Annotated in this window: 18 protein-coding genes and 1 pseudogene; 9 read left to right on the top strand and 10 right to left on the bottom strand. The window is 71.0% G+C overall.

What is annotated here, in order from left to right; translation table 11 throughout:
• Positions 1-63 precede the first annotated feature (63 nt).
• On the bottom strand, positions 64-687 hold the full coding sequence (locus ACQP1K_RS13325; RefSeq protein ID WP_433501200.1) for a LysE family translocator: 624 nt from the start codon (positions 685-687) through the stop codon (positions 64-66).
• A 116-nt stretch (positions 688-803) separates the two neighbouring features.
• Here ACQP1K_RS13325 and ACQP1K_RS13330 point away from each other — a divergent pair, with 116 nt between their 5' ends.
• The 4 genes from ACQP1K_RS13330 (at position 804) to ACQP1K_RS13345 (ending at position 4,556) form a co-directional block, all read left to right on the top strand.
• Positions 804-2,315, top strand: a complete 1,512-nt coding sequence (locus ACQP1K_RS13330; RefSeq protein ID WP_433501201.1) for a PLP-dependent aminotransferase family protein — start codon at positions 804-806, stop codon at positions 2,313-2,315.
• 54 nt (positions 2,316-2,369) lie between these two features.
• A complete protein-coding gene (locus tag ACQP1K_RS13335; RefSeq protein WP_433501202.1) occupies positions 2,370-3,002 on the top strand; it encodes a LysE family translocator in 633 nt (210 codons plus the stop codon).
• Positions 2,999-3,769, top strand: a complete 771-nt coding sequence (locus ACQP1K_RS13340) for an alpha/beta fold hydrolase (RefSeq protein WP_433501203.1) — start codon at positions 2,999-3,001, stop codon at positions 3,767-3,769. The genes ACQP1K_RS13335 and ACQP1K_RS13340 overlap by 4 nt, the downstream gene beginning before the upstream one ends.
• A 307-nt stretch (positions 3,770-4,076) precedes the next feature.
• Positions 4,077-4,556, top strand: coding sequence for a pyridoxamine 5'-phosphate oxidase family protein (locus tag ACQP1K_RS13345; RefSeq protein ID WP_433501204.1), 480 nt, complete (start codon positions 4,077-4,079; stop codon positions 4,554-4,556).
• A gap of 63 nt (positions 4,557-4,619) precedes the next feature.
• Here ACQP1K_RS13345 and ACQP1K_RS13350 read toward each other — a convergent pair whose 3' ends face one another.
• On the bottom strand, positions 4,620-5,393 hold the full coding sequence (locus ACQP1K_RS13350; protein ID WP_433501205.1) for an SDR family NAD(P)-dependent oxidoreductase: 774 nt from the start codon (positions 5,391-5,393) through the stop codon (positions 4,620-4,622).
• Between the two features lie 69 nt (positions 5,394-5,462).
• Positions 5,463-5,996 (bottom strand): MarR family winged helix-turn-helix transcriptional regulator, encoded by a 534-nt coding sequence (locus ACQP1K_RS13355; protein WP_433501206.1) that lies wholly within the window; start codon positions 5,994-5,996, stop codon positions 5,463-5,465.
• Positions 5,997-6,135: 139 nt separating this feature from the next.
• On the opposite strand from ACQP1K_RS13355, the gene ACQP1K_RS13360 reads away from it, so the two are divergent.
• The 3 genes from ACQP1K_RS13360 (at position 6,136) to ACQP1K_RS13370 (ending at position 11,655) form a co-directional block, all read left to right on the top strand.
• A complete protein-coding gene (locus ACQP1K_RS13360) occupies positions 6,136-9,318 on the top strand; it encodes an efflux RND transporter permease subunit (protein WP_433501207.1) in 3,183 nt (1,060 codons plus the stop codon).
• 155 nt (positions 9,319-9,473) lie between these two features.
• Positions 9,474-10,901, top strand: coding sequence for an adenylosuccinate lyase (gene purB / locus ACQP1K_RS13365; protein ID WP_433501208.1), 1,428 nt, complete (start codon positions 9,474-9,476; stop codon positions 10,899-10,901).
• A 7-nt stretch (positions 10,902-10,908) separates the two neighbouring features.
• The gene (locus tag ACQP1K_RS13370) at positions 10,909-11,655 is read left to right on the top strand and encodes a GNAT family N-acetyltransferase (protein WP_433501209.1); all 747 of its coding nucleotides are present in this window, start codon (positions 10,909-10,911) and stop codon (positions 11,653-11,655) included.
• A 5-nt stretch (positions 11,656-11,660) separates the two neighbouring features.
• On the opposite strand, the gene ACQP1K_RS13375 is transcribed toward ACQP1K_RS13370, so the two are convergent.
• The 6 genes from ACQP1K_RS13375 to ACQP1K_RS13400 form a co-directional block, all read right to left on the bottom strand.
• Positions 11,661-12,584 carry an RNA polymerase sigma-70 factor gene (locus tag ACQP1K_RS13375; RefSeq protein ID WP_433501210.1) on the bottom strand — a complete coding sequence of 308 codons (924 nt, stop codon included), beginning with the start codon at positions 12,582-12,584 and terminating at the stop codon, positions 11,661-11,663.
• Positions 12,585-12,611: 27 nt separating this feature from the next.
• Positions 12,612-12,995 carry a DoxX family protein gene (locus ACQP1K_RS13380; protein ID WP_433501211.1) on the bottom strand — a complete coding sequence of 128 codons (384 nt, stop codon included), beginning with the start codon at positions 12,993-12,995 and terminating at the stop codon, positions 12,612-12,614.
• A gap of 81 nt (positions 12,996-13,076) precedes the next feature.
• Positions 13,077-13,787: an HAD family hydrolase gene (locus ACQP1K_RS13385; RefSeq protein WP_433501212.1), complete on the bottom strand. Its 711-nt coding sequence runs from the start codon at positions 13,785-13,787 to the stop codon at positions 13,077-13,079.
• A gap of 151 nt (positions 13,788-13,938) precedes the next feature.
• Positions 13,939-15,039 (bottom strand): tyrosine-type recombinase/integrase, encoded by a 1,101-nt coding sequence (locus tag ACQP1K_RS13390; RefSeq protein ID WP_433501213.1) that lies wholly within the window; start codon positions 15,037-15,039, stop codon positions 13,939-13,941.
• Positions 15,040-15,101: 62 nt separating this feature from the next.
• Positions 15,102-15,443: a hypothetical protein gene (locus tag ACQP1K_RS13395; RefSeq protein WP_433501214.1), complete on the bottom strand. Its 342-nt coding sequence runs from the start codon at positions 15,441-15,443 to the stop codon at positions 15,102-15,104.
• A gap of 289 nt (positions 15,444-15,732) precedes the next feature.
• A complete protein-coding gene (locus ACQP1K_RS13400; protein WP_433501215.1) occupies positions 15,733-16,893 on the bottom strand; it encodes an erythromycin esterase family protein in 1,161 nt (386 codons plus the stop codon).
• A 90-nt stretch (positions 16,894-16,983) separates the two neighbouring features.
• On the opposite strand from ACQP1K_RS13400, the gene ACQP1K_RS13405 reads away from it, so the two are divergent.
• Together ACQP1K_RS13405 and ACQP1K_RS13410 are read left to right on the top strand one after the other, a co-directional pair.
• Positions 16,984-17,676 carry a TioE family transcriptional regulator gene (locus ACQP1K_RS13405; RefSeq protein ID WP_433501216.1) on the top strand — a complete coding sequence of 231 codons (693 nt, stop codon included), beginning with the start codon at positions 16,984-16,986 and terminating at the stop codon, positions 17,674-17,676.
• A gap of 213 nt (positions 17,677-17,889) precedes the next feature.
• Positions 17,890-18,363 (top strand): hemerythrin domain-containing protein, encoded by a 474-nt coding sequence (locus ACQP1K_RS13410; RefSeq protein ID WP_433501217.1) that lies wholly within the window; start codon positions 17,890-17,892, stop codon positions 18,361-18,363.
• A 178-nt stretch (positions 18,364-18,541) separates the two neighbouring features.
• Here the strand turns inward: ACQP1K_RS13410 and ACQP1K_RS13415 are convergent.
• Positions 18,542-19,324: pseudogene (locus ACQP1K_RS13415) on the bottom strand (putative protein N(5)-glutamine methyltransferase); the annotation flags it as partial.
• Positions 19,325-19,443: the final 119 nt, after the last annotated feature.

Below are 19,443 nucleotides of genomic sequence, written 5' to 3' on the forward strand. Positions count from 1 at the left end.
GCAGGTGTTTCAAAAGCAATAGAATCTACAATGTAAAGGCGATCTCGTAGGAAACCGCCGACATCAGCGGGCGCCGAAGGCGAGCCCCACCCCGAGCGCGACAAAGGAACAGGCGAAGGCGCGGTTCAGCCACGCCGTCACACGTGGGCGTGCGAGCACATGCTCGCGCACCCCGGCGGCGGACAGGCCGTATGCGGCGAACACGACGAACGTGACCAGCATGAACACGATGCCCAGCCAGAGCATCCGTACGACCGAGTCCGGCTCGCCGGGGGTCACGAACTGCGGAAGGAACGCGAAAAAGAAGATCGCCAGCTTGGGGTTGAGCACGTTGATCAGGACGGCCTTGACGATCACCCGGTGCGCCGGCCCGGACGCGCTCTCCGCCCCCGCCATGTCGTTCTTCCGGCCGCGGATCGCCGCCCAGGCCAGATAGAGGAGGTAGGCGACGCCCAGATATCTCAGCACCTGGAACGCCGGCGTGCCGGCGCGCAGCACGGCAGTCAGGCCGGCGATCGTCGCGGCCAGCTGCGGCACGGTGCCGAGCGTGCAGCCGAAGGCGGCGATCAGGCTCGCCCGGCGGCCGCCGGAGATGCCCGCAGACAGGGTGTAGATCACGCCGGTGCCGGGCGTGACGACCACGACGAGTGTGGTCATCAGGAACGGAAGGGTGACGGGGAAGCTCACCGCTCGCCTCCCGTACGGGCGGACGCATATGGCTGTCGCGGTCGCTCGGGACGCGCCGCGATCGCCGGTCGGAAACGAAGATCCATGCCCCCAACCTTTGCTGGGAGAATGGCCCTGTGCACAGGTCCAAAGGGACGCGAACCGACTGGTCCATAACGCCGGGGGCCGACTTCCTGCAGCTGAACATGGACGAGGCGCCGGCCGGCGGGCTGTCCGACTGGCTTGCCCGGCGCCTGCGTAAGGCGATCTCGGACGGCCGGCTGCCGGTCGGCGCCAGGCTGCCGCCCACCAGGGTGCTGGCCGCGGAGCTGCGCGTCTCACGAGGCGTCGTCACCGAGGCCTACCAGCGGCTCGTCGAGGATGGGCACGTCGCGGGCCACGGCCGGCGCGGAACGATCGTCGTGGCGGCTCCGGCGCCACCGGTGGCCGCAGGCCCGCGGCGGCCACCGGACCAGCGGCCGGCCGAGCCGTCGTCGGCTGACGCGCTCTTCACCGGCGTGCCCGGACTGGACGTCTTCGACGCGCTGCGCGCCTTCCCCGCCAGGATCGACCTGACGCCCGGGCGGCCCGACCTGGCCGCGTTCCCGCGGGCGGCGTGGTCGCGCGCCGTCCGCGCGGTGCTGCGCGACCTGCCCGCTGCCGAGCTCGGGTACGGAGACGCCCGAGGCGCGCCGGCGCTGCGCCTCGCCGTGGCCAACTGGCTGGCGCGCAACCGCGGGGTCAGGGTGGAACCGGACGAGGTGATCATCGTCTCCGGCGTCGCTCAGGCGCTCGGGCTGCTCGCGCAGGTGCTCCGCGGGCACGGTGTCCGGGAGGTGGCGGTGGAGGAGCCCGGATCGCTCGGGGAACGCCAGCACCTGCGCGGCCACGGGCTCGACGTGCTGCCGATCCCGGTCGACTCCGAAGGAGTACGCGTCGACGCCCTGCGTGCCACCGACGCCCCGGCCGTCCTGCTGACCCCCGCGCATCAGTTCCCGACGGGGGTCGTGCTCGGCGGGGAACGCCGCCGCGAGCTGATGCGCTGGGCCGACGCCGGCGGACTGGTGATCGAGGACGACTACGACGCCGAGCACCGGTACGACCGGCCTCCCGTGCCCGCCGTGCGGGCCATGCTGCCGGAGGGGGTCTGCTACACCGGCAGCGTCTCCAAGCTGCTCGCCCCCGCCGTGCGCATCGGGTGGGTGCTGCCGCCGCCGCGGCTGCGCGGCGCCATGGTCGAGGCCAAACGGTTCGCCGACCTGGGCAACGCCGTGCTGCCGCAGTTCGTCCTGGCCCATCTGATGGAGTCGGGCGAGCTGGAACGGCAACTGCGTTTCCTGCGCCGGCGCCACCGCGGCCGCAGGGACGCGATGGTGGCCGCGATCGGGACCCACCTGCCGGGCGCGGTCGTCCACGGGGCTGCGGCCGGCCTGCACCTCATGGTCACCTTCGACGACGACGTCGACGATGCCGAGCTGGCCGCCGCCGCGCTGAAACTCGGCGTCAAGGCGCAGCCGCTCTCCTGGCACCGGCAGCGGCCCGGCCCGCCCGGGCTCGTTCTGGGCTACGCAGCGAGCACGCCGAGCGACGTCGCCGAGGGTGTGGCGGTCATCGGCAGGGCCCTGCGGCGCGTCCGGCGGTGGAGGTGACCCGTCCGGCGTAAACCGGTTGCGCGGTGATCCGCCGATCGCCAAGCTGACCGGGTGTTCCTGGTAGCTTTCATCGGCTCCTGCGTCGTACTCGCGGTGATCCCCGGGGTCAGCACGGCTGTGATCTTGCGTCAGACGATCCGGGAGGGCCGTGCCCCCGGCGTCGCCGCCATGGCCGGCAACGAGACCGGCATCTTCCTGTGGGCGATGGCCGCCGTGTTCGGGCTGTCGGCCCTGGTGCTGGCATCGGAGGTGGCCTACGGTGTCATGAAGGCGGCCGGGGCCGTGCTGCTGGCGGTGATGGGCGTCCAGTCGCTGTGGCAGGCTCGGCGCGGTCATGCCGTACGCGACGCACGGCCGCCGGAGGGCGGGCCGGAGGCGGCGCGCGGATGGCGGCGCTCATATGTCCTGGGGCTCACGACCTGCGGCGCGAATCCGAAGGCCGCCGTTTTCGCCATGTCCTTCCTCCCGCAGTTCGTCCCGGCGGGCGTGAACGTCCCGGCGACGCTGACGCTGCTGGCGGTGATCTGGGTCGTGGTGGACACGCTCTGGTACCTCGCTTTCATCTGGATGGTGGGCCGGATCGGGGCCGTCTTCGGCCGGCCTGCCGTACGGCGCCGCCTGGAGCAGGTGTCGGGGACGGTGCTGATCGCCCTCGGTGTGCGTGTGGCCATGGAGGCACGATGACGAAGGAGTACGGGCACGTGGCGGACGAGGTCATCTGGCACGAGCACGGGGGAGCGGGCGACCCGGTGGTCCTGCTGCACTCGAGCGTGGCCGACGCGCGGATGTGGGACCCGCAATGGGCGGCGCTCACCGAGGTCTTCCACGTGGTGCGGACGGATTTCCGGGGTCACGGGCGTACGCCGTACCGGGCGAATGGTCCGTACTCCGACGCAGCGGACGTCGCGGCGGTGCTGGACGCGCTGGACCTGAAGGATGTCACGCTGGTCGGATCGTCGTACGGCGGGCGGGTTGCGCTGGATCTCGCGACGGAATACCCCGGCCTGGTGTCGCGGCTTGTGCTGCTGAACGCGGGCTGCGGGCTGCCCCCGACGCCGGACCTGACCGGGTTCGGCGCGGCGGAGGACCGCCTGATCGAGGCGGGCGACATCGGGGGAGCGGCCGAGCTGAACATGCGGACCTGGCTCGGACCGGAGGCGGATGAGGCGACACGCGAGCGGCTGGCCGAGATGCAGCGGCACGCGTTCAAGACGCAGCTCGCGGCCGATCCCCGGCCGGAAGGCCGCCGCTGGCGCATCGACCTGTCACTGATCGGCGCGCCGGCCGTCGTGGTGACCGGGGCGCACGATCTGCCCTACTTCCGGGAGAGCGCCAGGCACATCGCGAAGGGCATGGCGGACGCGACGTTGGTGGAGCTGGACTGGGCGGGGCATCTGCCGAGCCTGGAACGCCCCGACGAGATCGCCGCGCTGCTGCTCCGGCTCCTCTAAAAGATTTACATTGTAAAGGTCCTGGGCGGGGCGACGAATCTCCCAACCGAAACACAGAACCCGTCACCCGCGCTCCGGATCTCGTGCGCGTTCGTCTGCCACGACGGCCGGGGCCCGCCTGTCGCGGGCTTCGCGTGCGGCCCTCGCCTTCTTCTGCTCCGCTCCCTGTCTCCGGCCGCTCCGCTCCCTGTCTCCGGCCGCTCCGCTCTCTGTCTCCGGATGGCGGTTACCCGGCCGATGCTCTAGCCGGAGGCCGTCGCCCCCCGACGACCGCGGAAGTGTCGGTGACGGACGGCATGATGCTGCCATGGCGACGTGGCAGGAAATCGAGAAGGAGATCCCCGAGCTGGCCGCCCGCGTGCTGGCGATCATGGGGAGGAACAGGCACAAGACCATGGCGACCCTCCGCAGGGACGGTTCGCCGCGGATCAGCGGCACCGAGGTCGAGTTCGAAGACGGCGAGGTCTGGATCGGCTCGATGCCGGGCGCGGTGAAGGCGCTCGACCTGTGCCGCGACCCGCGGGTGGCGATTCACAGCGCATCGGAGGAGCCCGATCAGGCGAGCCCGGGCGGGTGGATCGGCGACGCGAAACTGGCCGGCCTGGCGGTCGAGGTCGTCGACCCGGAGGTAAAGGCGGCCCACGGGGCTACGGCCGAGCGGGATTTCCACCTGTTCCGGGTCGACGTAGGTGAGGTGGTGGTCACCCGCGTGGACGAGGCCGGGGAGCGGCTGGTGATCGAGATGTGGCATGAGGGCGCCGGGCGCCGCGTGGTCCGCCGCAGGTGAGCCCGGGCGGACGGCACGGCCTCCGAGGCGTGGCTTCAGAGTGGCGGTTTCAGAGTGGCGGTTTCAGTGAACGCTGAAGCCGCCGTCCACGCGGATGGTCTGGCCGGTGATGTAGACCGACGCGGCGCCGGACAGGAAGACGGCGGCGCCGGCGAAGTCGGTGGGGACTCCGTTACGGCCGATCATGGACCGCGCGGCGAGGGCCTCGACCCGTCCGGGTACGGCCTGGACCGGTGCGGTCATCGGGGTGAGCACGAATCCGGGGATGATCGTGTTGCTGGTCACTCCGTACTGTGACCATGCCTCGGCCTGGGAACGGGTGAGCCCGCAGATGCCGGCCTTGGCCGCGCCGTACACGCCGCTGTCGCCGAACGCGCTGATCGACTGCTGGGAGCCGATGTTGATGATGCGGCCCCAGCCGCGCTCGGTCATGCGGGGCCCGAAGTGCTGTCCGAGCAGGAAGGGCGCGGTCAGGTTGACGGCGATGGTCTGGTCGTAGTCGTCGGGGGTGAGCTCCGTCATCGGCTTGCGTATGTTGTTGGCCGCGGCGTTGACCAGGATGTCGATCTCGCCGAACGCGCGCGGGGCCTCGGCGCATACGCGGGCGACGGCCGCGCGGTCGCCGAGGTCGGCGCTGACGGCGGCGGCGCGCACGCCCTGACCCTCCAGCGCACGTACGGCCTTGGCGAGATCGTCGAGCCGCCGGGCCACCAGGATCACCGCGGCGCCGGCCCGGCCGATCGCCTCGGCCATCGCGTATCCGATGCCTGAGCTGGCGCCGGTGACGAGTGCGACCCGCCCGCGGAGGGAGAAGAGAGTATCGAGGTAGCTTGACACAGCCGATCATCCTACTTATTTCGCGGAAACGCCGGGAGTGTTCGGTTCACCCGCGCTTCAGGATGTGGTTCAGGGGCCGAGCCGGGTCTCCTCCGCGTACATCTCGGCGGCGGCGACCTGGATCTTCAGCATCACCCGTTCCATCGACTGGAGCGTTTCGGTGTCCAGCCGGTCGAGCAGACGCAGATAGCCGGCCGTGCTGGCGTCGAGGAGCTCTTCGGCCAGGACGCGCCCGCGCGGGGTGAGCTCGACCAGACGGACCCGCCGGTCGGCGGGGTCCTCCCTGCGACTCACGAGGCCCTGGGCCACCAGCCGGTCGACGATCCCGGTAACGGTTCCGAGCCCGGTGCCGAGAGCCCTGGCCAGGGTCTGCCCGGGGGTCGCGCCCTCCCGTACGAGCACGATGACGACCTTCAACTGCTGCATCGTGAGCGTCGACACGAGCAGGGGGTTGGATCGGTCGTGGGTGAACAGGCGGGTGAGCTCACGTTGCAGTTCGAACAGCCGGCCGATGAGGGCACGCCGCTCGCTCCGCTCCGGCCCGTCACCCGCGCCCTGATCGTCGTCCGCCTGCTGCGATGCTGTCGTCACGTTGTCGCTCACGTCCACCTCTCGCCGGGACGGCAGGCTATCAGTTGGTACGAATGGGAGAAATTGTTCGTCTCACCCGAAGTGTTATTGTGTCTCGAATACTTTGCTTAAGAAGATCCATCGAAGATCGTCGATGACGAAGGGGCCGTAGATGACCTCCCTGGCTCGGCTGAGCCTCGGGAACCGCGCTCTCGTGATGATGGTGACCGTGGTGCTCAGTGCGCTCGGCGCCTTCGCGATTCCCTCCCTCAAACAACAGCTGTTCCCCTCCCTGGAGTTCCCCGGGGCGTTCGTGGTCGCCGCCTATCCCGGCGCGTCCCCCGAGATCGTCGAGGAGCAGGTCACCAAGCCGATCGAGAACAGCTTCCAGGGCGTCGCGGGCACAGCCGAGATCACCTCCTCCTCGAGGGAGGGCCTGGCGCAGATCCAGGTGGCCTTCGACTTCGGCACCGACATCGACGACGCGGTGGCCAAGATGCAGCAGGCCATCTCCCGGATTCGCGCGCAGTTGCCGGCGAACGTCGATCCGCAGGTGGTGGCCGGCAGCACCGACGACATCCCGGTGCTCGTCATCGCGGTCGGCGATTCCGGTGACCAGCACGTGCTGTTCGACCGGCTGCAGCAGGTCGTGGTGCCGAGACTGCAGGCGATCGAGGGGGTGCGCGAGGCGACCGTCACGGGCGCACGCGCCAGAGAGGTCGTGATCACCCCCGACCAGGGCGAGCTGGCCTCGCGCGGTCTGTCCGCCGCACAGATCCCCGAGCTGCTGCGCGCCAACGGCATGGCGATCCCCGCCGGCAGTCTCACCGAGGACGGCAGGACTCTGACCGTCCAGGTGGGCGACCGGATCGAGACCGTCGACGACCTCGAGAACCTCTACCTGACCCCGGCCGCGCCTCCCGGTGCTAATGGCGCCATGACCGACCCGGCGGCCCGGACCGCCAGGCCGGGACCGGTCAAGCTCGCGGACGTCGCCGACGTCAAGGTCGAGGAGGCAGCCGCCAGCACGCTCACCCGCACCAACGGCCGGCCGAGCCTCGGCGTCTCGATCACCATGCGGCCGGACGGCAACGCGGTGCGGATCTCCCACGACGTGCGTGCCGCGCTACCGGAGCTGACCCGCGCCCTCGGTGCAGCGGCCGAGGTGACCGTGGTGTTCGACCAGGCACCCTACATCGAGCGATCGATCGAGGATCTCACCACAGAAGGTCTGCTGGGCCTGGCCTTCGCCGTACTGATCATTCTGGTGTTCCTGCTGTCGGTACGGTCGACGATCGTCACGGCCGTGTCCATCCCGCTTTCCGTGGTGATCGCGCTGATCGCGCTGTGGGCGGGTGACCACTCGCTCAACATGCTGACGCTGGGCGCGCTCACCATCGCCATCGGCCGCGTGGTGGACGACTCGATCGTGGTGCTGGAGAACATCAAGCGGCACCTCGGGTACGGGACCGAGAAGCGGCAGGCCATCTTGACGGCGGTGCGTGAGGTGGCGAGCGCGGTGACCGCCTCGACGCTGACGACGGTGGCCGTGTTCCTGCCGATCGCGTTCGTCGGCGGCATGGTGGGGGAGCTGTTCAGCCCGTTCGCGATCACGGTCACGGTGGCGCTGCTCGCCTCGCTGCTGGTGTCGCTGACGGTGATCCCGGTCCTGGCCTACTGGTTCCTCAAGACGCCCGATCTGAGCAGGGCCGAGGCCGAGGCCGTACGGGAGGAGGCGGAGCTGCGGGAGCTGCGCAGCCCGTTGCAGCGTGCCTACCTGCCTGTTCTGCGCTTCGCGACCAAGCGGCGGTTCGTCACCCTGCTGATCGGACTCATGGTCTTCATGGGAACGATGGCGCTCGCACCGAGCCTGAAGACGAACTTCCTCGACGACTCCGGCAACAACACCGTTCAGGTGACGCAGCAGATGCCGGCCGGCGCCGATCTGGCGAGCACGGACGCGGCCGCCAAGAAGATCGAAGCCGTGCTGGGGGAATTCCGGCAGATCGAGTCCTACCAGGTGACGGTGGGCGGCGGCAACCAGTTCATGGGCGGACTCGGCGGCAGTTCCGACCGGGCGTCCTACTCGGTGACCCTCGACGAGGAGGCGGACGCCGTCGCGGTGCAGGAGTCCCTGCGGAAGCGGTTCGCCGATCTGACCGACGTGGGGGAGGTCACGATCGGCGGCGGCGGCACCGGTTTCAGCTCCGACCAGATCCAGGTCATCCTCAAGGGAGCCGACCCCGCCGCGCTCAAGACGGCCGCGACCGCCGTGCGCGACGCGCTCGACGGGATCGACGGGCTGCGTGATGTGACGTCGAACCTGCAGGAGAGCGCTCCGCGCATCGAGGTGCACGTCGACCGCGAGAAGGCCGCGGCCAGGGGGCTGACCGAGACCGGCATCGGACAGCTCGTCGCCCAGGCGTTCCGCGGCGCCCCGATCGGGTCGCTCAGTTTGGACGGCCGGTCCAGTGACATCGTGCTGCGTGGTGGCAGTGCTCCCGCCGACCTGACCGAGGTCAAGAACATCCCGCTGCCCACGGCCGCTGGCCTGGTCAAGCTCAGCTCGGTCGCCGAGGTGGTGCTCGCCGACGGCCCGATGCAGATCACCCGCCAGGACGGGGATCGCACCGCGACCGTGTCCGGCAAGGCCGACGCGGCGAACCTGGGCGCGGTGACCGCCGCGGTCACCGACAAGCTCGATGGTCTGACGCTTCCGGCCGGGGTCTCCCACGAGATCGGCGGGGTGAGCGCCGACCAGGATGAGGCGTTCGCCGATCTCGGGCTGGCCATGCTGCTGGCGGTGGCGATCGTCTTCGTGATCATGGTCGCGACGTTCCGCAGCCTGGTGCAGCCGCTCATCCTGCTGGTGTCGATCCCGTTCGCGGCGACCGGTGCGATCGGACTGCTGCTGGTCACCGACACGGCCCTGGGCGTGTCGGCGCTGATCGGCATGCTGATGCTGATCGGCATCGTGGTGACGAACGCGATCGTGCTGATCGACCTGATCAACCAGTATCGCGAGCAGGGCATGGGGGTGGTCGAGGCCGTGCTGGAAGGCGGCCGGCGGCGGCTGCGCCCGATCCTGATGACCGCGATCGCCACGATCTGCGCGCTGACCCCGATGGCGCTGGGCGTGACGGGTTCCGGCGGGTTCATCTCCCGGCCGCTGGCGATCGTCGTCATCGGCGGCCTGGTCTCCTCGACGCTGCTCACGCTGGTCCTGGTGCCGACCCTCTACACGCTGGTCGAACGGACCAAGGAGCGGCTGAGCGGGCGGCGCAGGCCGAAGAGCCGGGCGGAGGGGCCCGAGGTGAAGGTCTACGACGAGGAGTCCCTCACTCCGGCCGGGTGATCCCGGGTCCGTCCGGGAAGCGGCCGAAGCCGATCACGGTCGTCGGCCGCTTCCCGGGGCCGTCTTCGCGTTCTGTCCCGTGCCGTGTCCGCCTTCCGGCCTCGACCGGGACTCGGCGGTGTGGACGCGCTCACGCGGAAATAGACTGACCCAACGTGAGTGCCAAGCCGCGTATCCCGAATGTCCTGGCCGCCCGCTACGCCTCTCCGGAGCTGGCGCGCCTGTGGTCCCCGCAGCACAAGATCGCGCTGGAGCGCAGGCTCTGGCTGGCGGTGCTCAGGGCCCAGGCCGACCTCGGGATCGACGTGCCGGACCAGGTGATCACCGATTACGAGAAGGTCGCCGACCACGTCGATCTGGCCTCCATCGCCGAACGCGAGCGCGTGACCCGGCACGACGTGAAGGCCCGCATCGAGGAGTTCAACGCGCTCGCCGGCCATGAGCACGTGCACAAGGGCATGACCTCCCGCGACCTCACCGAGAACGTCGAGCAACTACAGATCCGCGACAGCCTGTCGCTGGTACGCGACCGGGTCGTCGCGCTGCTCGCCCGGCTGGGCCGGCTGGCCGGCGAGCACGCCGCCACCGTCATGGCCGGCCGCTCCCACAACGTCGCCGCGCAGGCGACCACCCTCGGCAAACGCTTCGCGACCGCGGCCGACGAGCTGCTGACGGCGTCGCGGCGGCTGGAGGAGCTGCTGGAGCGCTATCCGCTGCGCGGCATCAAGGGCCCGGTCGGCACCGCCCAGGACATGCTGGACCTGCTTGGCTCGCAGGAGCGGCTGGCGGAGCTGGAGGACAGGGTCGCCGCCCATCTCGGTTTCGCCAGGCGCTTCACCAGCGTCGGACAGGTCTACCCGCGCTCCCTCGACTACGACGTGCTCACGCTGCTGGTGCAGCTGGCAGCGGCGCCGTCGTCGCTGGCCAAGACGATCCGCCTGATGGCCGGGCACGAGCTGGTCACCGAGGGCTTCGCCGAGGGCCAGGTCGGCTCGTCGGCGATGCCGCACAAGATGAACACCCGCTCCTGCGAACGCGTCAACGGCCTGACCGTCGTCCTGCGCGGGTACGCCTCGATGGCCGGGGAGCTCGCCGGCGACCAGTGGAACGAGGGCGACGTGTCCTGCTCGGTGGTCCGCCGGGTCGCTTTGCCCGACGCGTTCTTCGCCTTCGACGGCCTGATCGAGACCATGCTGACCGTGCTCGACGAGTTCGGCGCTTTCCCCGCCGTCATCGAGGCCGAGCTGAACCGCTACCTGCCGTTCCTGGCCACCACCAAGATGCTGATGGCCGCGGTGCGGTCCGGCGTCGGCCGGGAGACCGCCCACGAGATCATCAAGGAGCACGCCGTGGCCTCGGCGCTGGCCATGCGTTCACGTGGGGCGGCCAACGAGCTGCTGGACAGGCTGGCGGCCGACTCCCGCTTCCCCCTCGGCCGCGACGAGCTGGACGCCCTGCTCGCCGACCGGATCTCCTTCACCGGCGCCGCGGCCGCCCAGGTGTCCGCGCTCGCCGAGCAGATCGGTGCGGTCGTCGCCCGGCATCCCGAGGCCGCCGCCTACACCCCCGGCGCCATCCTCTGAGCCGGCGGTGCGGGAGCTGAAGGACGCCGCGGAGGTCGCGGCCGCCTGCGATGACGACGACCTGATCGTGTGGGCCGCCCAGGGCATGAGACCCGGGGTGCGGGCGTGGACGTACGGCGATGCCGTCGCCGTGGCCTCCCCGGGGATCGCCCGCGGCGACCGGCTCGTCATCCGGGGCGGCCCGGTCCAGGCCATCAGGCTGGTACGGCACGCCCTGGCGGAGGCCGGCCGGTCGTTCCGGCCGTTCGGCGACGCCGTCCTCGTGCATCGGGTGGCGGAGGCCGTCGAGGGGCTGCGCGTGCCGTCCGATTTCTCCTGGATGGCGACGCGCAAGCCGCCCGAGCCGTACGCCGCACAGGGGCCGGGCGGGCCGGCGGCCTGGCTGGCCCCCGGCGACGAGCCCGGGGTGACCGACCTGCTCGCCGCGGCCAACCCCGGCTCCTATGCCGTACCGGGCCTGGCCGGGGTGCGCCGCTGGGCGGGCATCCGTGACGGTGCGGGCGGACTGCTCGCGGTCGCCGCCGACGCCTGGTCGGCCCCGGCCGTGGGTCTGATCGCCGGTGTCGCGACCGCCGTACGGGCACGCCGGCGCGGCCTCGGGGAGCGGGTGTGCCGTTTCGTCACCGAGGAGCTCCTGGGCGAACACGGCAGGGTGGCGCTGATGGTGGACGACTGGAACGACACCGCCCTCCGCGTCTACCACCGGCTCGGGTTCTCCCGCAGGCGCGTGGCCGCCACCAGGATCGACACCTGACCGGGTCATTCCTGGGGCCGGCGTGCCTGCCGTACCTCACGATCGATCGCCCAGGCGTCCGCCACCGGGCCCACATGCCGGAGCTTGTCGGGGTTGATCACGGAGCGGATCGTCTGGATCCGCCCGTCGAGAACGTCGAGGGTCATGGTGTGCAGCACCCGTCCGTCCCGGTCACGGAAGATCGCCCCCGGCTGGCCGTTGACCTCGTGCCGCTCGAACGTCAGGCCGATCCGGGCCATCCGGGGGAAGACGGAGACGAGCAGCCGGGCTACCGTGTCGGCGCCGTTGACGGCCCTGGTCAGCTGAGGGGCCTTGCCGCCGCCGTCGCCGACCATCGATACGTCGGCGGCGAGCAGTTCCCGCAGGCCCTCGACGTCGCCCTCGCGGAGGGCGTCGAAGAAGCGCTCGGCGAGTTCCTCCTGCTTCCGGCGATCGGCGTCGAATCGGGGCCGGCCCGCGGCCATGTGGCGGCGTGCCCGTACGGCGAGCTGGCGGCACGCCGCCTCCGAGCGGCCCACGGCCGAGGCGATCTCGTCGAAGCCGAATCCGAACACCTCCCGCAGCACGAAGACGGCGCGTTCGAGCGGGCTGAGCCGCTCCAGCAGCAACAGCGCCGCCATCGACACCGAGTCGGCCAGCTCCGCCGACCGCTCCGGATCCGTGTAGGGGTCGGCGAGCAGCGGTTCCGGCAGCCACGGCCCGGCGTAGTCCTCCCGCCGCACTCGGGCGGACCTCAGCACATCGATCGAGATCCGGGCGACCGTGGTGGACAGGAATGCCTTGGCCGATCCTGGCCGGGGCGGGGACGCCTCGAAGCGCAGCCAGGTCTCCTGGACCGCGTCCTCGGCCTCACTCACGCCGCCCAGGATCCGGTAGGCGATGGAGAACAGCAGCGGCCGCAGCTCCTCGAACTCCTCGGCTCGGGTCACGCCTCCTCCTCCGTTCAGCCCTGACGGTCAGCCGGTGAAGGGCTCGACGGCGAAGCGGCCCCAGGCGATGAATGCCGCGAGCGTGAGATAGATCAGGTTCAGCAGCATATGCATGGGTTCGCGGCGGCGGCCATGGGTGATCGCCGCACCGACCATCAGTAAGATCCAGCAGGTGGCGGTCACCGGCACGAGGACCGGGGCGATGCCGAGCGCGGCGGGCAGGATCAGGCCCGCCGCCGCCAGGATCTCGAGGATGCCGAGGGTCTTGACGAAGCCGGCGCCGACGTCCGCGGTCCATCCCCCGCCGCGAACCGCGGCCAGTTTCTCCCTGGGCACGAATGTCTTGGTGACGCCCCCGGTCAGGGCCACCGCGGCCAGCAGCCCGGCGGCGATCCACAGGGCGAGGTTCATCGTCTACTCCTTGAGCGAGGATTGTCGTGCACCTCGTAGACGAGATGGCGACCCCGCCTGTGACATCGCCGTCCGAACCGATCAGGACATGAGGCCGCCGATGACGCCGGGCAGTTCCGACAGGGAGGTGATGGTGACGACCGGAGCGGGCACGGGCCGCCCGGTGCCGTGGCGGTCCAGCCAGACGCCGTGCATGCCGACCCGTGCCGGGCCGACGGCGTCGAGTTCGAGGTTGTCGCCCACGAGCAGCACTTCGTCCGGGCGCAGGCCCAGCTTCGCGGCCGCACGCAGATAGCACTCCGGATCCGGCTTGAAGCGGTCGCCGAGCGCATCGGGCGTCAGCACCGGGTCGAGCCGGTCCAGCAGGCCGAGGCGGCGCAGTTTGGCCTCCTGCTGCAGGGGCATCCCGTTGGTCAGCACGCCCAGGGTCAGTCCCCGGCCGTAGCCGCTGAGGTCGTCCAGCATCGGCACGGCGTCGGGGAAGGCCGCCCAGGCGGTCTCATAGTGCGTCAGGAACCGGGCGTACGCCTCGTCGAGGTCCGGTGGCACCGGCAGGCCGAGCCGCCGGCAGAACTCCCGCAGCCGTCTGCGTCGCTGCTCCTCGAAGGTGCACTCTCCGGAATGCCAGGCCGGCAGGTGCTTGTCCTCCAGCTCCCGCCACAGTGTGAGGGTCTCCGGGGGCGGCTCGTGATCGGGGGCGACCGACTCGGTCCAGCGGGTCACGCCGTGGGCGACCGCGCCGCGGTGGTCGAAAAGGGTCTCGTCGAGATCGAACAGAATGGACCTGATCATAGGAAGCGATTCTGTCAGGCCGGGTGGAGCCGTTCGGCCAGTTCGGGCGGTGTGCGGCGAACGGCGCTTCTCGGCCAGGCCGTCCGGCCTCCGGCAGCCGGGAATGCCCTGGCCGAACCCGATGAGCACCGGTCTGATGCACCCGCCGCCTTCAGCTCTGTCCGGCCTCGTCCGGGCCGCGCGGGGCGGCGTCCCGCCGGAGCAGGGGATGGAAGTTCATCGCGGCCTCCAGCTCGCCGGGCAGCTCGTCGCGGTAGCGGCCGAGAGTCGACAGGTCGCCGTGGCCGAGCACCCGGCGTACCGCGTCCATGTCGGTGCCGTCCGCCAGCAGGTGGGTGGCCGTGGTGTGCCGCAGGCCGTGCGGGGTGACGTCACGCCGCTGTCCGGGCTCCACCCGCCGCTGCACCCGGTCGATCACCGCCTGCACGTCGCCGCGCGCCAGCCTGCGGCCGCGCCACGACAGCAGCAGGGCCTTCTCCTCCCCGCCGGTGGTCCGTACGCTCAGGTAGGCGTCGAGCAGCCGGGCGACGTCGCGGGGAAGGGGGACGTCGCGGGTCCGGCCGCCCTTGCCGAAGATCCGCCAGTAGCGCACCCCGTCGTTGGTGTAGAAGTCCTCGACGTTGGCCCGCACCAGTTCCGACACCCGCGGCCCGAGGGTGACCAGCAGCAGCACGATCAGCGCGTCGCGCACCTCGGTCCGCTGGTCTCGCCGTTTCCGCTTCGCCGTACCCGGCCCGGTGGCGGCCTGTTCTGTGCCGGCCTGTTCTGTGCCGGCCTGCGGGGAACGGGCCGCCTGGATCAGCCCCTCGGCCTGCTCCCTGGTCAGCGCCCGGCGCTCGGGCCGCAGCCCGCCCCGTTCCCTGGCCGTCACCGAGGACGCCGCCATGGGGTTGAGGTGCACCCATCCCGCGACCGCGGCGTGCTTGAACAGTGCCGACACCGACCGTCGGAACCTCGCCTGCGACGCCGCGCTCTGCGTGGACTTTCCGGGCGTCTCGCGCTGGGCCGGCCTAGTGCGCCGTTCATCCGGTTTGCGGGCGAAGGCCAGTAGCACGGCGTCGACGTCCTCGCCGGTCAGGTCGTCGAGCACGCGCTCCGGGCCGGCCAGGCGTACGAACGTGGCGACGTCGCGGGCGTACACCTCGGCGGTGGCGGGGGAGAGGGCGCCGGTCAGCGTCCTGGCCCGGACCAGCTCCACATAGCGGTCGGCGGCCTCCTGGACGGTCAGTCGATTCACCTGGGCGGGCAGCATGATCTACACGGTATCGATCCCGTCCGGCAGCCGATGCCGGCCCCGGTCGTGCCCCGGTGGGGTCAGCAGGTGCTCGCACCGTCGAAATTGCGAGGCCCCCTGGGGATCTTGTGCTTGAGAGTCTGCCCCGGGGCGAGGCTGCGGCAGGGGCCGTCGGCCCCGTGCGCCCAGATGATTTTGATGTTCATGCGGTTGCCGCAGTCGTTCCTGGCGTAGCCCGTCTTGGTGACGTTGCCGGTCCGCTGCCAGACCGCGATGCAACTCGGGGCGTTGCCGAGAGGCGGCACCGCCGAGGGCGCGGTTACGCCGGCCGAGGCGGGTGCGCTCATCAGCGGCGGTACGGCGAGGCAGGCCGCGAAGGAGACGAGTGCGGCGACGACGGAAGCGGGGCGTGGGACGTGCATCGGCAGCCCTTTCTCTCTTGTGGACCAATGGTGGCTCACGGGAGCCGAAGCGCGTCCTGATAGCCGTATCAGGAGAACGGGAAATTCATTTCCGGTTCGTTCTCGCTTCTCTCCACCTGGAAGAGACTGACATGGGTCGCGATGGCTGTAAACCCCTTCGACGGGACTTGTCGATGGCTTCCACCTGCGAGGGAGGAAGAAATGGGAGGTCTCGCGGAACAATGGGGAAATGACGTTATGACGTTTTCGTACGGATTTATCGTGGTGTTGGGATCGATATGTCTATGTGTCAGCCGACGTTGGCGGCCCGCTTGAGGAATACGATGCCGTCGATCGTGTCGAGCCGATCGGGGTCGAGCGGGAAATAGGCGAAATCGCGGGAGACGCGTGGAGCGGGCGTCGTGGTGACGGCTTCGGCCAGCCGGTGGGCGTCGATGAGAGCGACGTCCCACGGGAGGGTGGACAGGATGCCCTCGACGGTGTCCGGGGGCGGGGTGTCGTCGCCGACCGTGCCGAGGGCCGAGGCCAGGAAGGCGTACCGGTCGCCCAGGTGCGTCGCGACGATCGCCCCAGCGCTCCACCACTCCAGCCGCTGATCGCCGAGCGGCATGTGGCTCACGGTCCGCTGCAGGTGGAGGTTGTGGCCGAAGACCAGGGCCGGACCGTGCTCGGCGGCGGCACGCAGGTTGGCGGCCATCATCGCGTCCCGCAGGGCCGACAGCCGCGACATCCGCGCCGGGGACTCGTCGGCCATCCAGTGGTGGTAGCGGAGCAGGCCGACGGCGGTGCGTCCGTACAGTGCCGCCCGCTCCCCGTCCTTCGCGCTCAGCCGCGGCGCCTGCGTCTCGAGCAGCGCCACCAGGTCGTCGGCGAGCAGCCGCAGCCGCTGGGCGTCGGCAGACCGGCCGATCGACTGGGACGGATCCATGACCGTGGCCTGGTTCGTCCACCGGTCGTCCGGGCCGAGCAGCGTGTCGAGGGTCTTCGCCGTGCAGGGGAGCGGGCCGTCGAGGAGGGCGTACAGGGAGGTGAGCGCCTGACGCGGGCTCTCGGCCCAATACTCCAGCGGGCCGTCGAACCCGAAGAACCGGAGCTTGTCGTCATGCTCCTCGTTGTACGCCCGGATCCAGCGTACGAGCTCGCGGTTGGCCGGTACGGCGCCGAAGCCGTGGCTGAAGCCACGTTCCATGACGTCGTCGAGCGTTCCCGCGCCCGTCGTGATGTGATCGTCCACCGCCAGGCCCCTGAGGCAGTCGCTCTCGATGGCGAACGACCGGTAGCCCTCGTGCTCGACCAGATGCTGGAAGATCTCGTTGCGCACCTCGCCCAGCTCCCCCACGAAGTGCCTGGCCTCCCCCAGGCCGAGCAGCAGGGGTTCGGCGGGAAGCGACCGGAGGAATGCCGAGACGCCCGCGCCGCCGAGCGGACGGGCCGTGTCCTTGATGTCCATGGATTGAACGCTATCGTTGAACCTTCGGTGTAAACTTTTCCCGGAAATCCCCGCATTTATCGTGATAGACCTTCAAACGGTGGTGCATCCATGAGGCCGGTGGACCTGGCGCGGGAGCACGGCCTGTCCACCCAGGCGATCAGGAACTATGAGGACGCCGGCATCCTGCCCGCCGCCGAGCGCACCGTTCACGGCCATCGCACCTATGCACCGCTGCACGCGCAGGCCCTGCGCGCTTTCCTCGCCCTCGTGCCCGGCCATGGTCACCGGACGGCCACGTCGATCATGCAGGCGGTCAACCGGGAAGCCGTCGAGGACGCGCTGCGGCTCATCGACGAAAGCCACGGCCGGCTCCTCGACGACCGTCGTACTCTCCAGGCCGTCGAAGCCGCGCTCCGCGATCTGGCGCCCGTGGCGGCCGAGCACGGCGACGCCTTCATCGGCCCCCTGGCCAGAAGGCTCGGTATCCGCCCCGCCACGCTGCGCAAATGGGAGAGGGCCGGGCTGGTCCGGCCGCGCCGCGATCCGCGGACCGGCTACCGGGTCTACAGCGCGGCCGACGTACGGGACGCCCGGCTGGTCCACCAGCTCAGGCGGGGCGGCCACCTGCTGGAGCAGATCGCCCCGCTGATCGCTCAGGTACGCTCCGCCGGAGGCGTCGCCCCGCTGGAGGCGACCCTGCACGACTGGCGGGCCCGCCTGTCCGCCCGGGGCCGCGCCATGCTCGCGGGCGCCGCCGGTCTGGACGCCTACCTGTGCGCCCGCGAACGCCGCGGCGACTGAGGGTTCCGGCCCTGCGAGTACCGGTAGGCGGAGCACCGGCCACCAGGGACGCCAAGGGACGCCATCTGAACCGGGGGTGCCCGGCGCCCTGCTGCGGTGATCCGGTGACCGACGGCCCGGTCGCGGATGACGAAGGTCCCTGCCGCCGGCCGGTGATCGCGGCGGACACTGAGATGGGCGTCCCGCCGGACGGACGCCGCCCAGGGAGTGCGCATGTGCGAATACTGTGGCTGCCAGGCGCTGGCGACCATCGACGAGCTGACCCGCGAGCACGACGCGGTCGTCGACCTGATCGGCGATGTGCGGACCGCTGACCGGCACGGCGACGTACGTCTCATGACCGAACTGGCCCGCAGGATCGAGGCCGTTCTGGAACCGCACACCGAGGTCGAGGAGCACGGCCTGTTTCCCGCGCTCGCCGGCGACTTCCCCGACCAGATCGCGGCGCTGGAGGCCGAGCATCGGCTGGTCGAGGAGGTGCTCGCCGAAGCCGCCGGCGGCGTTCCGGCCGATCCGGCCTGGCCGGGGCGGCTCCTGGAGGTCCTCGACCTCCTGCGCCGGCACATCCTCAAGGAGCAGGACGGGGTGTTCCCCGCCGCGCTGGCCGGTCTCAGCACGGGCGACTGGGAGGCGATCGAGGCGGTACGCGAACGCGCCGGATGCCTGGTGCCTCCCGCCGCCGCCTGACCGGTCCGGCCGCGTCCGGGAAACGTCACGGTCCCGGCTCGCGGCTCTCCTGCCGGGCCGCGCCGCTGTCATCGGGCGAGCCGGGCCGGTGCCCGGCCGGACCGGGGCCGTCGCCAGTCACACCGGATGCCGCCGGGCAGCCGCACGATCCGCGGCCGTCGGCGCCGGCCGCGAGGGGTGGCCTGGTGCCGATGACCGCGGTGGCGTCCAGGTCGTCCGACCCGATCAGACGGGCGGTCAGCCCGCCGCCGGCCACCGCTTCGACGGCCGGTCGCACCTGGTCCCGGCCCGTCTCTACCAGCAGGTGACCGCCCGGCGCCAGCCAGGCCGGCGCCTCGTCGATCACTCGCCGTACGATGTCGAGCCCGTCGGCTCCGCCGTCCAGCGCCACCTGCGGCTCGTGCAGGCGGGCCTCCGGCGGCAGCAGCCCGATCGCCTCGGTGGGCACGTAGGGCGCGCTGGCGACCAGGACGTCGACCCGGCCGCGCAGCGTGCCGGGCAGCGCGTCGTACAGGTCGCCCCGGTGCACCCGGCCGCCCACGCCCGCGACGTTGCGGCGGGCGCACCGCACCGCAGCCGGATCGATGTCGGCCAGGTGCAGCTCGACCGGGTGAGTCGTGCCCGCCGCCGCTGCCAGCGCGGCCCCTATCGCACCGGAACCGCAGCACAGGTCGACCACCACGGGCCGGGAGCGGGTGGCCAGCCCGCGGATGAGCGCGATCGCCTGGCGTGCGAGGAACTCGGTGCGGCGGCGGGGCACGAACACCCCGGGCTCCACCGCCATCCGCAGGCCGCAGAACTCCGCCCAGCCCAGGACGTGTTCGAGGGGAAGACCGGATGCTCGCCGCGCCACCATCGAGGCCAGCTCGTCCGGCGTACGCGCGGCGCGGACGAGCAGAGCCGCCTCGTCCTCGGCGAAGACACAGCCGACCGACCGGAGCCTGGCCACGATCTCGGACATGGGGAGCGGGGAAAAAGGGGAACCCGGCATAGGGCGCCTTTCGGAATGCCGTGGGGCTCCGATCGCCTACGCGGGGCGAGGGGAGGGGAGCACCCGAACCGATCTGACGGTAATGGGTC

It is taken from the genome of Sphaerimonospora sp. CA-214678 (assembly GCF_050942215.1).
In the GTDB taxonomy this organism is placed as follows: domain Bacteria; phylum Actinomycetota; class Actinomycetes; order Streptosporangiales; family Streptosporangiaceae; genus Sphaerimonospora.

Excerpts from the sequence above, each read along its gene's own strand:
- ACQP1K_RS13410 (WP_433501217.1), top strand. The coding sequence starts at position 17,890 with ATGTGCGAATACTGTGGCTGCCAGGCGCTGGCGACCATCGACGAGCTG.
- ACQP1K_RS13340 (WP_433501203.1), top strand. The coding sequence starts at position 2,999 with ATGACGAAGGAGTACGGGCACGTGGCGGACGAGGTCATCTGGCACGAG.
- ACQP1K_RS13380 (WP_433501211.1), bottom strand. The coding sequence starts at position 12,995 with ATGAACCTCGCCCTGTGGATCGCCGCCGGGCTGCTGGCCGCGGTGGCC.
- ACQP1K_RS13345 (WP_433501204.1), top strand. The coding sequence starts at position 4,077 with ATGGCGACGTGGCAGGAAATCGAGAAGGAGATCCCCGAGCTGGCCGCC.
- ACQP1K_RS13405 (WP_433501216.1), top strand. The coding sequence starts at position 16,984 with ATGAGGCCGGTGGACCTGGCGCGGGAGCACGGCCTGTCCACCCAGGCG.
- ACQP1K_RS13400 (WP_433501215.1), bottom strand. The coding sequence starts at position 16,893 with ATGGACATCAAGGACACGGCCCGTCCGCTCGGCGGCGCGGGCGTCTCG.
- ACQP1K_RS13395 (WP_433501214.1), bottom strand. The coding sequence starts at position 15,443 with ATGCACGTCCCACGCCCCGCTTCCGTCGTCGCCGCACTCGTCTCCTTC.
- ACQP1K_RS13385 (WP_433501212.1), bottom strand. The coding sequence starts at position 13,787 with ATGATCAGGTCCATTCTGTTCGATCTCGACGAGACCCTTTTCGACCAC.
- ACQP1K_RS13360 (WP_433501207.1), top strand. The coding sequence starts at position 6,136 with ATGACCTCCCTGGCTCGGCTGAGCCTCGGGAACCGCGCTCTCGTGATG.
- ACQP1K_RS13390 (WP_433501213.1), bottom strand. The coding sequence starts at position 15,039 with ATGCTGCCCGCCCAGGTGAATCGACTGACCGTCCAGGAGGCCGCCGAC.